The sequence below is a fragment of the Candidatus Dormiibacterota bacterium genome, from assembly GCA_035532835.1.
GTDB lineage: Bacteria > Vulcanimicrobiota > Vulcanimicrobiia > Vulcanimicrobiales > Vulcanimicrobiaceae > DAHUXY01.
In genome coordinates this window covers 1-13,461 of record DATKQG010000105.1, presented here as the reverse complement: position 1 = coordinate 13,461, position 13,461 = coordinate 1, and the positions used below count along the sequence as shown (strand labels likewise).

Sequence of the window (13,461 nt, the reverse complement as noted above, 5' to 3'; positions counted from 1 at the left end):
GGATCGACGAAATAGATCTGTCGTTCATTGCCTTCGCCGAAGGGGCCCGACATGATGTTGACGCCGCCGGCGCGCAAGCGTTCCGCCCAGGTGTCGACGTCTGCGGCCGACGCAACCTGGAAACCGAAGTGAAACTTGCCGCGCGCGGCCGGGGGACGCGAGCTGAGGATGAGTAGAAAATCGGGCCAGTGCACTTCGATTTCGTCGCCCGAGCGTTGGGTGGGAAGGCCTAATACGTCGCGGTAAAAACACTCCGATATCTCGAGATCGGAGACGCCGAGACTCAAATGCGACAGGCGCAGAGCGGCAGAATTTTTGGCACGTTCCATAGCACGGGGCTACTACGGCGGGGGGTAGTGCGATTCATCCGCATAGGGGACGAAGCGTGTGTATTCTTTCTGAAAACGCAGTTTGACCGTGCCGGTCGGCCCATTGCGATGCTTGGCGATGATGAACTCGGTCGCATCGGGCTCCGGGCCCTCCGGGTTATAGTAGCCATCGCGAAATAAGAAGGCGACCATATCGGCTTCTTGTTCGAGCGATCCCGAATCGCGCAGATCGGCGAGCATGGGACGCTTATCGTTGCGCGATTCCACGCCGCGGTTGAGCTGCGCCAGCGCGATGATCGGGACGCCTAAATCTTTGGCGGTCACCTTGAGCGTGCGGCAGATCTCCGAGAGTTCTTCGTTGCGGTTGGCGTTGCGCGTCAGCACGCCCGGCCGCAAGAGTTGCAGGTAGTCGATGAAAATCGCGGAGAGCTTGCCGCTCGATTTGAGCCTGCGGCAACGGCTGCGCACTTCGGTGACGCTGAGCGCACCGCTATCGTCGAGGTAGATCGAGAGTTCGTTCAGCGAGCTCATCGCACGGGAGATGCCCTCCCATTGATGCTGCTTGATATTGCCGCGGCGCATATCGTGCATCGAGAGTTCGGCTTCCGAGCAGATGAGGCGCTGGACGAGTTCGTCGTTCGACATTTCGAGCGAGAAGAACGCGACCGGCTCGTTATTTTCGCGGGCGGCCGCGACCGCCATGTTCAGGGCGAACGAAGTCTTACCCATGCCCGGGCGTGCGGCGAGGATCACGAAATTACCCGGCTGAAACCCGGTCGTCATCGCATCGACGTCTTTAAAACCCGAGGTGACGCCGGTACGATCGCCGCGCATGTGAAAGAGCCGATCGATATGATCGAAGGCGTCTTTCATCAAGCGATTCACCGGGACGAAATCGCCCGACATCTGGCGTTCGCCGATTTGGTAGACGAGTTGCTCGGAGGCGTCGAGCGCCTCTTCGACATCTTCTTCGGCTTCGTAGCCCAGTTGCGTGATCTGCGTTCCGGCGTGAATCAGCGAGCGCAGAATCGCCTTCTCGCGCACGATTTTGGCATAGTAGCTGGCCGATGCGGCGGTCTGCACGGTATCCATCAGGGCGCTGATGTACGACAGGCCTCCGACGCGCTCCAGAGCATCGCGTTGACGCAGGGCTTCGGTGACGGTGATCTTATCCAGCGGTTCGCCGCGATCGTAGAGATCGAGCAGCACGGCGTAAATCGTTTCGTGGACGTGAGCGTAGAAATCGGGCGGCTTGACGATTTCGCCGACTTTGTCCATGATCTCGCGGTCGACCAGCACCGAACCCAGAAGCGCCATCTCGGCTTCCAGGTTGTGCGGGGGAATACGGTCGATCGTCGTGACGGAAAATTGTGGAACGCTCATGTGCTACGAGTGCTCTTGCGCCGGGCACCCTGTGTACGACCTTGCGAACGACGTGTGGACGGCTTGTGGATTCGCAATTCGCGCATCGCTTGCTCGACGTCCGCGATCGAGACGACATCGACGCCGGCCAGGGACGTATCGATCTCTCGGGCGTTCTCCTTGGGCACCAGCATGGTGCGCATGCCGGCCTGGCGCGCCGCGTAGAGCTTCTCGACGACGCCGCCCACGGCACGCACTTTGCCCTGAATCGAGAGTTCGCCGGTGATGGCGACGTCTTGCGGCAACGGCGTTTTGGTGATCGCCGAGTAGAGCGCGATGAAGATCGCCAGGCCCGCGGATGGCCCGTCGATGTTCCCGCCGCCCACGATATTTACGTGAACGTCGAAATCGGTCGTATCGATGCCGGTGAACGCGCGCATGACGCTCGTGGCGTTGAAGACCGAATCTTTGGCCATCGAGCCTGCGGTATCGTTGAAGCGAATCGTTCCTTTGCCGGGCAGCTTGGCCGGAAAGGCGACCGCTTCGATTTCGATGATGCTGCCCAAATAATGCAGTACGCCCAAACCAAACGTCTTGCCGACTTCGCGTTTTGCGCGAGCTTTCACGAGCGTGTGTTGCACCAAACGACTCGTTTGCACCACGGCGCGGACGTCGTCCTCGCCGATGGTGACGCTTCCGCCGCGTTGCTTGGGATTGATGCGGTAAAGGGCTTGCCCGTAGGCGTCGGCGACGATTTGCACCGCCTTGCGGCCTTCGATCGTGTACGATGCGATCGACTGCGGCACGCCGCGTGCGGCGCGCGCCCCCAAGCGCTTGATCGCCCCTTGGACGATCGAGACGACTTGCGACTGGGTGAGCGGTTGGAAGTAGATTTCGGCGCAACGCGAACGAATCGCCGGGTCGATATCCTCCGGATCGCGCGTGGTCGCGCCGATCAACACGAAATCGGCCGGGGCACCTTCGCGAAAGAGCCGCTTGATGTACTCGGGGACGTTGGGGGCGTGTTCGTCGTAGTACGACGACTCGAAGAACACGCGCTTGTCTTCGAGCACTTTGAGCAGCCGCGTCTGCAACAGCACGTCGAGTTCGCCGATTTCGTCGATGAACAGTACGCCGCCGTGCGCTTTGGTGACCAGGCCGAGCTTTGGTTCCGGAATCCCGGCGTCCGCAAACTCGCGGCGGCTTCCCTGATAGATGGGATCGTGCACGCTACCCAACAACGGATTGGTGGTCTCGCGGGGGTCCCAGCGCAGCGTCGTGCCGCTCACCTCGACAAAGGGCGCGTCCTTTGCGAATTGGGTGTGCGGCCGAGCCTTGGCGAGCTCGAGTGCCAACCGCGCAACCGTCGTCTTGCCGACGCCGGGCGGGCCGTAGAGAATGACGTGTTGCGGGTAGGGCGAGCCGACTTTTGCCAGCAATGCTTTTATCGCGGCTTCTTGGCCGACGATTTCGCGCAACGACTGGGGGCGCAGTTTCGCAAGCGCGGAAGCCGCGAGGCTGCGTTGCGAAAGCGCCTCGAGGGCTGCAAGTTTGGCCTGCGTCGCGGGCGTTTCCGGGCCGCCGTCTTCGCGTAGCGCTTCGAGCTTGAGATCTTTGAGATACTCTTGGTGGCGCACGGACATCTTTTCGCTCACCTTGCGCTCGATCGCATCGCCGACGCTCTTCTGCGCGATGATGTCGGCCATCGCTTCTTCGATTTCGGCAATCGCGCGACGCTGTTGCGCCCGCGTGGTCGCTCGTTCGATGGTGGGGTCTTCAAAGACGAGTCGCTGCAGGGCGCAGAGCCGGTCGGAAAGGTTGGCGGAGCGCATCAGCTTGAGCGCGCTCACTTTGCCGGCTCGCAGCACGAGCTTGTCTTGCCCGAGAACGTTGGCGAGCATGTCGTAGAGGGCCGCGACGTAGCGCGTCAACTCGTCTTCGACACCGAGTTTGCGTCGAAGACGAGCGGCGGCCTGATGATCCGTGCTACCCGCCATTGCCGGGCCTCTCTCGGGGCGGCTTACGCCGCGACGACGCTGATCGTCGCTTTCGCGACGACGTTCTTGTGGAGCTTGATCTCCACCGGATAGGAACCGAGCGCCTTGATCGCACTCTTTATTTCGATCTTATGTTTATCGACGGCGATCGAAAGCGCGTGATGGATGGCATCGGCGACGTCGGCATTCGTGATAGACCCGAACAGCTTTCCGTTACCGCCGGCCTTGACTTTCACCGCAAGCTGCGTCTGTGCGAGTTTGTCGGCGAGTTCTTTGGCCTCCGAGAGTACGAAGGCGTCGCGCTTATCTTGTGCTTTTTTTTGCTCGTCGAGCTGTGCGAGCATGCCTTTGTTCGCCTCGGCGACGAGGTTACGCGGCAATAAAAAATTGCGCGCGTATCCCTCGGCGACTTCGACGACTTGGCCCTTCTTGCCGAGCGCTTTAACATCGCTCAGAAGAACGACTTTCATGTTGTGTACTCCGTGTTACTCCGAAACGTAAGGTAAGAACGCAATCACGCGAGCGCGTTTGATCGCGACGGTGAGCATGCGTTGATGCTTGGCGCAGTTGCCCGAAATGCGGCGCGGAACGATCTTACCGCGCTCCGACACGTACTTCTTGAGCCGGTTGACATCGCGATAGCTGACGTCGATGGCCTTGTCGGTGCAAAAATTACAGGGCTTGCGCTTGGGACGCCGATCTTTCGGCGAGCGCTTAGTTTTGCTGGCTGCCTTGGGTGCCACGTTCAGTTGTCCTTTCGACTAGGTGGTTGACGACCACATCGCCCAGGCTTGAGCGTGTAGTCCTAGCCACGTCACCCCGCGGATTCGGTGCGACGACCGGCCACAGCCGGATTTCTATGCTAGGTGCCCGGGAATGGCTCCCAGGCAACAGGGCAGATAGTATCATGGTTACCCCGCAGATTCCACCCCCGAAGGAGCAGAATCGCGGGATTGGGGACTCCACACACCCGAACGTACGTTCGAGCCCGGCGGAGCCGCTCCTGCTTATTTGCGGCGCTTGCTCAATTGAACGGCGTGGACGTACCGCGCGATCTCCTCGCGCGTGAACCCGTCGATCCCGTAAAACGAGAGCCCGTAACTCTGGGCCCCGCTCCCGGCGGCGTTCCTCGAAAGGACGCGAGCCCGGAGGACCATGAGTTCAAACGGTCTGCGGAGGTCGGCGCGGCCGGCACCCTTGAAGGTCGCCGTGTGTAGGTCGAAGGCGATCGTCTCCTCCGGATAGACCTTCAATACGTCGGATGGGAGCGTGAAGCGCAGCTCTACAAACATGCCGACGAGCAAGCTCGACGGGCAGATCAGCGAGAGGCCTCCGCTGGAAATGTCCCCGGCTTTGCCGGGCAGCAACTCGCCTTTATCCGCCCGGTACTGTACGGCGATCTGCGAGACCACCCGGACGTCGGAACGGGCCCGATCGGTCGAGGGAAGGTTGGCGACGTGGCGCTCGAGCGAGCGGGAGAGCGCATAGCGGCGATATACGTCGGAAATGGCCCGCGCCAGCGCGTCGGTCTGGGCCGCGCTCATCTGGTCGAGCATAACGATGTATGAGAAGCGCTGGCCCGCCGGAACGCGGGAGATAACGCGGCCGATCGCCCGCGCCGACGGACGCCCGGGGATACCGAATTCGAACTCCACGACATCGTTACGGACCAGCAGCGCCACCGTACGAAGGCGGCATTGCGACGAGGTGATATGCTCGACGGTCGCGCTCGCGCCGGAAACGTTCCGGGAATGGAGCGTAGTCTCGTGGTCTAAGACGATGCTACCGGCTACGGGTTCAGACTCTTTCTGCCGCTCGTCCTTGACGCTCGTCTGGGGCGAGGAGGAAATCCATGACATAATTATGGCCTGCTCTACTTTAAGGGAAATTTACTGGCTCATAACTTTCATCGGCCGCTCGCTCGCCCGCAGTCAGCTCCCCAACGTAATCGTTCCGTTAAGCTAGGACTTAGGACCCACCGCCGCGCTTAGCTTATTAGAAGAGATTCCAGAGATACTGGTTATAGACTTCGTGGTGGTATTGCACTTCCTGCGCCTTCACAAACGTTCCGAGCAGGCGCGCGCAACGATCGGCACTCGCCTGTTTGAGTTCGGCATAGCGTTTTTTCACGTCCTCGCCCAGCAACGCCGTCGTCCATTCCGAATTGCGGAAATCGGCTAACGCATCGTAGATGTTGTCGGGCAAATACCGCTCGGCTTGGCGGAGGTTTTTGAGACTGCTGATCGTGCCTTCCAGCCCCGTTTGAAAGACCGCGAGCATCACCATATAGGGGTTCGCGTCGGGCCCGACGCTACGCACCTCGACGCGGGCGCTCCGTTCGTTGCCGATCGGGATACGCACCATCGAGCCGCGGTCTACGGCGGAGGCCTTGATTTGATTGGGCGCTTCGAAGTGCGGGTCGAGACGGCGATAGGCGTTGACGCTCGCGTTGAGCATCAAACACACATCGCTGCCGTGCGTTAGAATGCGGTCGACGAACTCCCATGCAAACGGGCTGAGCTGCTCCTCGCCTTTCGCATCCCAAAAGAGATTCTTTCCCGCTTTGCTGACCGAGACGTTGGTGTGCATGCCGCTGCCGTTCACTCCGACGACCGGCTTGGGCAGGAAGCTCACCGTCATGCCCAGGCGCGTGGCGACTTGGCGACAGATGAGTTTATAGAGCTGGATTTGATCGGCCGCGGCAACGACCTCGCCGTAGCTGTAATTGATTTCGAACTGCGAGGGCGCGACTTCGGGATGATCTTTCTCGTTCTCAAACCCCATCGCGCGTTGCACTTCGGCAACCGTATCGATAAAGGTTCGCAGCGGATCGCCCGGCAGCGAATGGTAATAACCGCCGGTGTTGACGTATTCGAACTTGCCGGTTTCGTGGTAACGGCGCTCGGCATCGAGGCCCTGGAAGAGAAAGCCCTCGATTTCGTTCGCAGCGGCGAGCGTGTAGCCGTCCTTTTCGTAATACTTCGTCGAGAGGCGCTTGAGACGGCCGCGCACGTCGCCGGCAAACGGCGACCCGTCGCGATCGATCACGTCGCCGAAAACAAGCACTTTGCCGGGGCCGAACACGTCGGCCGGAGCCCAATAGAACGCACTCCAATCGAGGTACAGGCGCAGATCGCTCTCGCGCTGCGGCGTAAATCCGCGGATCGACGAGCCGTCGAACGTGAGGTTATCGCTGTTCTTCAGCAGAAATTTCTTGTCGTAGTCCAGCATGTGCAGCCGGCCTTCAAGGTCGGTGAACAGGACGGTAACGGCTTTGATCCGAGGCTCGTCTGCGAGGTACTTTAGCCGCTCTTTCTGGATCTGTTCCGCAGGCACGCGCTCGGCGCGTTGCCGCTTGGCCTTAAGATTCAGATCCTCTAGCTCGGCGTACGTGAGCATGAGAAAATCGCGCAGTTCGGTCATGGTGTAGCCTCGTTCTCCTTCGATTGCCGGTTGGGTCCCTGGACGCTTACACAACACCGAAGCCGTGCCTTTGTGCATTTGGTTAAAGAAGCGCAACGCCCGTTGGAGGCCGCGGGTTCATTTGTAACGTGATCCCGATTTCCGTCCTCGATCTGGCTCCCGTCATCGAGGGTAAGACACCCGCCGACGCCTTCCACAACTCGCTGAGTCTTGCGCAGCACGCCGAAGCCTGGGGCTACCACCGCTACTGGCTGGCCGAGCACCACAATATGCCCGGGATCGCGAGCGCGGCGACCTCGGTCGTCATCGGCTATATCGCCGGGGGCACCACGACGATCCGCGTCGGCTCCGGGGGCGTCATGCTGCCCAACCATGCCCCCTTGGTGATTGCCGAGCAGTTTGGCACGTTGGCCTCGCTCTACCCCGGACGGATCGATCTCGGCCTCGGCCGGGCGCCCGGAACCGACCAGCGCACGGCCCGGGCGCTGCGCCGCGAGCTGAACGATAGCGCCGAGCGCTTTCCGAACGACGTTCTCGAGCTGCGCGAGTATTTTGAGCCGGAACAGCCGGGGCAAGCGATTCGCGCCGTACCGGGTGCCGGGCTCGACGTCCCCATCTGGCTGCTGGGATCGAGCCTGTTTAGCGCGCAGTTGGCGGCGGCCCTCGGCCTGCCGTTCGCATTTGCGTCGCACTTCGCGCCCGACTTACTGATGCAGGCACTCGCGATCTATCGCAGCCGCTTTCAGCCGTCGCCCGACCTCGCTAAGCCCTATGCCATGGCGTGCATCAGCGTCTTCGCCGCCGAAACCGACGAAGAAGCGCGCCGCCTTTCGACCTCGATGCAACAGCAATTCATCAACCTGCGCCGCGGTACGCCGGGACTGTTGCAGCCCCCACTCGATTCGACCGACGGCGTGTGGTCGCCGATGGAACAAGCGGGCTTGGAGCACACCATGATGTACGCCGTCGCGGGTTCGCCGGCGACGGTTCAACGCGGCATCGCCGCCTTCGTGGAATCGACGGGTGTCGACGAACTGATGATCGCCGGACAAATCTACGACCACGCCGCGCGCCTGCGCTCGTACGAAATCGTGGCCAACGTCGCGATGAGCGCGCCCACCCCTTTGCACCGCTAATACAGCAAGAGCGTTTACCGATGCCGCCCACCAAAGGCTATCGATATGGCCTTGCTGCAGGCGTAGCGGCAGGCCCGGCCGGGCGGAGTAATTTCTCCGAGCGTGAAAACCGGATACCCGGGTAACACGCTTGGAGGGACGAGCTATGAGCGGAGTTCGAGTGCTGGTGGGCACGCGCAAAGGTGCGTTCGTATTAACCGCCGACGGTAAGCGCGAGCGCTGGAAGATCGATGGGCCGCACTTCCCAGGCTGGGAAATCTACCACGCGAAAGGCTCACCGGCCGATCCCCAGCGGCTGTATGCTTCGCAGAGCAGTAGCTGGTTCGGCCAGGTCATCCAGCGTTCAAGCGACGGCGGCGCCACGTGGGAGCCGGTCGGTAACGCGTTCGCGTACGACGGCATTCCCGGGACCCATCAGTGGTATGACGGCACGCCCCACCCGTGGGAATTCGCGCGCGTATGGCATCTGGAACCGTCCTTGCAAGACCCGGATACGGTGTACGCGGGGGTCGAGGATGCGGCGCTGTTTCGCTCGACCGACGGCGGCACGAATTGGCAGGAGCTCTCGGGACTGCGCAAGCACAACACCGGCGCGTCCTGGCAGCCGGGCGCAGGCGGCATGTGCCTGCACACGATCCTCCTCGACCCCAGCAATCCACAGCGCATCTTCGTGGCGATCTCCGCCGCCGGGGCGTTTCGCAGCGACGACGGCGGAACGACTTGGAAGCCGATCAATCGCGGCCTTCGATCCGAGTACAATCCCGATCCAACCGCCGAAATCGGCCATTGCGTCCATCGCATCGCCCAGCACGCGCAACGCCCGAACGTGCTTTTCATGCAAAAACATTGGGACGTGATGCGCAGCGATAACGGCGGCGACGATTGGCATGAGGTGAGCGGCAATCTGCCGACCGACTTCGGCTTTCCGATCGATCTCCACGCGCACGAACCCAATACGGTGTACGTCGTGCCGATCAAGAGCGATTCACAGCACTTTCCGCTCGACGGCAAGCTTCGCGTCTACCGAAGCCGCACCGGCGGCGACGAATGGGAAGCGCTGACCAACGGGTTGCCGCAGAGCGACTGTTACGTGAACGTGCTACGCGATGCGATGGCGGTCGATTCGCTCGATAGCTGCGGCATCTATTTCGGTACCACGGGCGGCCAGGTGTACGTCTCACCCGATGCCGGGGACCACTGGGAAGCGATCGTTCGCGATTTGCCGCCGGTGCTCTCGGTCGAGGTACAGACACTCGCATGATTCGTGTCGTGCTTCCTGCGAATCTCCGAGCGCTCGCGCGCATCGAAGGAGAGACGAGGCTCGATATCGCCGGCGACGCGTCGGTGCGGAACGTCTTGGATGCGCTCGAGGCGGCATATCCGATGTTGCGCGGGACCATTCGCGACCAACATACGTTTCAACGCCGCGCCTACGTGCGATTCTTTGCCTGCGAACGCGATCTGTCCCACGAGTCGCCCGACGCACCGCTGCCCGTCGCCGTCGCAGATGGATCGGAGCCGTTGCTCGTCGTCGGCGCATTGGCCGGTGGATAGTGCAACCGCGAGGACCGACCGTTCGTGAGTCCTGAATGGCTCGGTGCGATCGCCTCGATCGCGACCTTGTTTTTGGTCGCTGCGTCGGCGATTGCGGCCTTACTGCAGATGCGGCATATGCGCAACGCAAATCAGATCGTCGCGCTAACGGAGATTCGCGAAACGCTCGAATCGCCCGTCTTCCATGCAGCCATGATCTACGTGTTGCGCGAATTGCCGAAGCTCAGCGAAGACCCGGAAATGCGGCGCAAAATGCTCGGCGTTCCGCTTCCGCAGGAATTCGAGCAAGCGCGAACCATCGCCACGTTCTTCGAGAGCCTTGGCGTGTTCGTGAAGAACGGCGCGATCGGTCGCGCGATTACTTTCGACATGTGGGGTGACGCAATACGCAACAGCTGGGATCGGCTGGCTCCGTGGATCGTCAACCGACGTCACATTAGTCACAACATCGCGCTATTCGAAAACTTCGAATACCTCGCCGTTCTGTGTCACGAATTCAAAAAGAGCCACCCGGGGGGCACATACCCCAGCCGCGTGCCGCGTATGCCGGCCGTGGCGCTCTGGCCGGAAGCCGAGTAACGCGCCAGACCGGCTAATTCGTTACGGCTGCGGCTGCCTTGTTTAGCGCCGCATCGAAGGCGCTGTAATCGCTGCGCGAGAGATCGAACGAGCCCAATCCGTCAACCGGATCGGCAATCGAGACGCGCACCGTCGGGCCACCGGCAAGCAACAGGACATCGAGCGCATGCGTTTCCGTCTCCGCCATGGAGCCCGAAGCGACATATTTTTGCGCGCTCACGTGCCGAGCTTTTTCCCAGAGCCCTAACAGTGTATTGAGATCGCTCTTTACAAAACTATAGGTGAACGTCTGCGAAGGGGTGGTGACGCCGATAATGCCGATAACTTCGGAACCGTCGGTATAGTTCGCCACGACGAGCTTCGCATTGCTCGAGGAAAACGAAGAAACCACGTGGAGACCGTCGGCGGCGCGAACGGGCGAAGAGGAAAGGGTCAGGACCGCGATTATAGTGACCGCGGTCGCAAAAAGCCGTTTATACATGAATAGGACGCTAACGGCTGCGAGGCCGCTTGTCAAGCAGGCCGAGCAAGGCCCGCCTTTATCACATGGAGGGGATCTCGACGGGATCGAGGCCGGCAAGTTCGGCCTCGGTGAAGATGCTCGAGCGCGTCAGGAAGCGGATGCCTTCGCCGTTTTCCAGCGAGAACATACCGCCGCGTCCCGGAACGACGTCGATGGTGAGCTTCGTGTGCTTCCAATATTCAAATTGCGACGCGCTCATGTAGAACGGCGCGCCGCCGATCTCGCCGAGCTTCACGTCCGAACCCCCAACCATGAATTCGCCAAGGGGATAGCACATCGGGCTGCTGCCGTCGCAGCAGCCTCCCGACTGGTGAAACATGAGCGCGCCGTGTTTTGCACGGAGGCGCTCGATCAAATCGAGCGCCTCCGCCGTTGCATCGACGCGCGTCGCACGCGCCATCGTTTTAGAAGAACCCGAGGGCGTTCGGGCTGTAACTGACCAACATGTTTTTGGTCTGCTGGTAGTGGTCGAGCATCATCTTGTGATTCTCGCGGCCGATGCCGGACTGCTTGTACCCGCCGAAAGCCGCGTGCGCCGGATACGCGTGGTAGCAATTCGTCCAGACACGACCGGCCTGGATGCCCCGCCCCATGCGGTACGCGGTGTTGATATCGCGGCTCCAAACGCCCGAGCCCAAGCCGTATAGCGTGTCGTTCGCGATTGCAAGCGCGTCGGCTTCGTCTTTGAACGATGTCACCGAAACGACCGGGCCGAAAATCTCTTCCTGGAAGACGCGCATCTTGTTGTTACCTTCGAAAATGGTCGGCTCGATATAGTACCCGTCTTTGAGCAGGCCGTTGATTTTCGCCCGGCCACCGCCGGTAAGGACTTTCGCGCCCTCTTTCCTACCGATATCGAGATAGGATAGGATTTTTTCGAGTTGCTCGCTCGAGGCTTGCGCGCCGATCATCGTCTTTGGATCGAGCGGGTTACCCTGCACGATGGCCTTCACCCGTTTGACGGCGCGTTCCATGAACTTGTCGTAGATCGACTCTTGCACCAGCGCGCGCGACGGGCAGGTACAGACCTCGCCCTGATTGAGTGCAAACATCGCAAAGCCTTCGAGCGCCTTATCGAAGAACGCATCGTCCTTCTCCATCACGTCGGCGAAGAAAATGTTCGGCGATTTTCCACCGAGTTCGAGCGTGACGGGAATGAGATTTTGCGAAGCATACTGCATGATTAAGCGACCCGTGGTCGTCTCACCGGTGAACGCGATCTTGGCGATGCGCGAGCTCGACGCGAGCGGCTTTCCCGCTTCCAACCCGTAGCCGTTGACGATGTTCAGGACGCCGGGCGGCAAGAGGTCGGCAACCAGCTCCAGCCACACCATGATCGATGCGGGCGTCTGCTCGGCGGGTTTAAGCACGACGCAGTTGCCCGCGGCGAGTGCCGGCGCGAGTTTCCAGGTCGCCATCAAAATCGGGAAATTCCACGGAATGATTTGGCCGACCACGCCCAGCGGCTCGTGGAAATGGTAGGCGACCGTGTCGTGATCGACCTCGCTAATTCCGCCCTCTTGCGCGCGAATCGCCGCCGCGAAGTAGCGGAAGTGATCGATCGCCAGCGGGATATCGGCCGCGGTCGTCTCGCGGATGGGCTTGCCGTTATCGATCGTTTCGGCCAGCGCGAGCGTTGCGAGGTGCTCTTCCATACGGTCGGCGATTTTGTTCAGGATGCGTGCGCGCTCCGCGGTGGAGGTGATTCCCCAGGCCTCACGAGCTTTGTGCGCCGCATCGAGCGCTAGCTCGATATCCTCGGCGCTGGACCGCGCAACCTCGGTGAACGGCGAGCCCACGATCGGGCTGATGTTGGGAAAATACTGTCCTTTAACCGGGGCGACGAATTTGCCGCCGATGTAATTGTCGTATCGCCGTTTGAAAGGCGAAACGATCCCCAACTTGCTAAGGTCATAGAGCTCTTCAATCGTTGCCGTCATGCTGCAGTTCTCCAATTCTTTCTCTAACAGTATACCTCGCGATCGTAGTCCCGTGCGACTAGTATGGGATTACGAAGATATGGAATAACTTGCTTGAAATACGCAGCATTAGCACGGATGAACGCAGCGCTCACGTCAGGGCCGACGGTGAGTCTAGAACGGATCGCGCGCGACGCCGTTCGCACCAATCGTCGTACCGGCGCAGGTTCAGCCGGTGGCGCTCATAGATCGAGGCTGCGTCGGCGTGTGATTGCCCGGCTTGCGCAGCAGTATCCGAACGGAGTTCGTCCACTGAAAACCCAAGATGACGATCGCGCTTACGAGGATGTAGAGTGCGGCGCCGTTCAGCGGCCCGTCGGTTGGCCGAATCCATGGGCCGGCTTGCAAAGTGAGCGCGACGCCGGTCATGGTGGCCGCACTGGACATCGCACGGACTACTTCGTGCAAAACCGTAAGTCGCGGCCGCACGAAAACCGTTATTGCGGCGAACGAAAGGAGCGCGGTGCCGGCGACCGTACCGATGTATGCCGGGTGCCATGCCGGCGTAAGCGTTGCGTGCATGTTGCGCAACGCGTTCGCGAGAAGCGTGTCGAGCGGGATGCGGTGCGAGCCACCGGC

The 13,461-nt window shown here is 60.9% G+C and carries 15 protein-coding genes; 4 read left to right on the top strand and 11 right to left on the bottom strand.

The genetic code is table 11. The annotated features are described in order from the left end of the window. The 7 genes from VMW12_13390 to VMW12_13360 all read right to left on the bottom strand — a co-directional run. Nucleotides 1-329, bottom strand: a 329-nt coding sequence (locus VMW12_13390; protein HUZ50715.1) for a VOC family protein, incomplete at its 3' end; no start/stop codon positions are given. A 12-nt stretch (nt 330-341) separates the two neighbouring features. After that, nucleotides 342-1,712 (bottom strand): replicative DNA helicase, encoded by a 1,371-nt coding sequence (dnaB, locus tag VMW12_13385; GenBank protein HUZ50714.1) that lies wholly within the window; start codon nt 1,710-1,712, stop codon nt 342-344. Next, on the bottom strand, nt 1,709-3,688 hold the full coding sequence (lonC, locus tag VMW12_13380; protein ID HUZ50713.1) for a Lon family ATP-dependent protease: 1,980 nt from the start codon (nt 3,686-3,688) through the stop codon (nt 1,709-1,711). The genes dnaB and lonC overlap by 4 nt, the downstream gene beginning before the upstream one ends. A 23-nt stretch (nt 3,689-3,711) precedes the next feature. Beyond that, complete coding sequence (rplI, locus tag VMW12_13375; GenBank protein ID HUZ50712.1) at nt 3,712-4,158, bottom strand: 50S ribosomal protein L9; 447 nt, start codon at nt 4,156-4,158, stop codon at nt 3,712-3,714. 15 nt (nt 4,159-4,173) lie between these two features. Next, a complete protein-coding gene (gene rpsR, locus VMW12_13370; protein HUZ50711.1) occupies nt 4,174-4,431 on the bottom strand; it encodes a 30S ribosomal protein S18 in 258 nt (85 codons plus the stop codon). Nucleotides 4,432-4,695: 264 nt separating this feature from the next. Next, nucleotides 4,696-5,547 (bottom strand): PilZ domain-containing protein, encoded by an 852-nt coding sequence (locus VMW12_13365; GenBank protein ID HUZ50710.1) that lies wholly within the window; start codon nt 5,545-5,547, stop codon nt 4,696-4,698. A gap of 136 nt (nt 5,548-5,683) precedes the next feature. Beyond that, nucleotides 5,684-7,111: a glutamine synthetase family protein gene (locus tag VMW12_13360; GenBank protein ID HUZ50709.1), complete on the bottom strand. Its 1,428-nt coding sequence runs from the start codon at nt 7,109-7,111 to the stop codon at nt 5,684-5,686. Nucleotides 7,112-7,239: 128 nt separating this feature from the next. On the opposite strand from VMW12_13360, the gene VMW12_13355 reads away from it, so the two are divergent. The 4 genes from VMW12_13355 to VMW12_13340 all read left to right on the top strand — a co-directional run bounded on the left by VMW12_13355 (nt 7,240) and on the right by VMW12_13340 (nt 10,380). Beyond that, nucleotides 7,240-8,247, top strand: a complete 1,008-nt coding sequence (locus tag VMW12_13355) for an LLM class flavin-dependent oxidoreductase (GenBank protein ID HUZ50708.1) — start codon at nt 7,240-7,242, stop codon at nt 8,245-8,247. A gap of 145 nt (nt 8,248-8,392) precedes the next feature. Beyond that, the gene (locus VMW12_13350) at nt 8,393-9,508 is read left to right on the top strand and encodes an exo-alpha-sialidase (GenBank protein ID HUZ50707.1); all 1,116 of its coding nucleotides are present in this window, start codon (nt 8,393-8,395) and stop codon (nt 9,506-9,508) included. Further along, a complete protein-coding gene (locus tag VMW12_13345; GenBank protein HUZ50706.1) occupies nt 9,505-9,801 on the top strand; it encodes a MoaD/ThiS family protein in 297 nt (98 codons plus the stop codon). Before VMW12_13350 ends, VMW12_13345 begins: the two co-directional genes overlap by 4 nt. Before the next feature lie 24 nt (nt 9,802-9,825). Next, nucleotides 9,826-10,380: a DUF4760 domain-containing protein gene (locus VMW12_13340; GenBank protein HUZ50705.1), complete on the top strand. Its 555-nt coding sequence runs from the start codon at nt 9,826-9,828 to the stop codon at nt 10,378-10,380. 13 nt (nt 10,381-10,393) lie between these two features. Here VMW12_13340 and VMW12_13335 read toward each other — a convergent pair whose 3' ends face one another. The 4 genes from VMW12_13335 to VMW12_13320 all read right to left on the bottom strand — a co-directional run. Beyond that, nucleotides 10,394-10,861 (bottom strand): hypothetical protein, encoded by a 468-nt coding sequence (locus tag VMW12_13335; protein ID HUZ50704.1) that lies wholly within the window; start codon nt 10,859-10,861, stop codon nt 10,394-10,396. 61 nt (nt 10,862-10,922) lie between these two features. Beyond that, nucleotides 10,923-11,303 (bottom strand): DUF779 domain-containing protein, encoded by a 381-nt coding sequence (locus tag VMW12_13330; GenBank protein HUZ50703.1) that lies wholly within the window; start codon nt 11,301-11,303, stop codon nt 10,923-10,925. A gap of 4 nt (nt 11,304-11,307) precedes the next feature. Then, nucleotides 11,308-12,843, bottom strand: coding sequence for an aldehyde dehydrogenase (adh, locus tag VMW12_13325; GenBank protein HUZ50702.1), 1,536 nt, complete (start codon nt 12,841-12,843; stop codon nt 11,308-11,310). 207 nt (nt 12,844-13,050) lie between these two features. Next, a partial coding sequence (locus VMW12_13320; GenBank protein ID HUZ50701.1) for a hypothetical protein occupies nt 13,051-13,461 on the bottom strand: 411 nt, incomplete at its 5' end.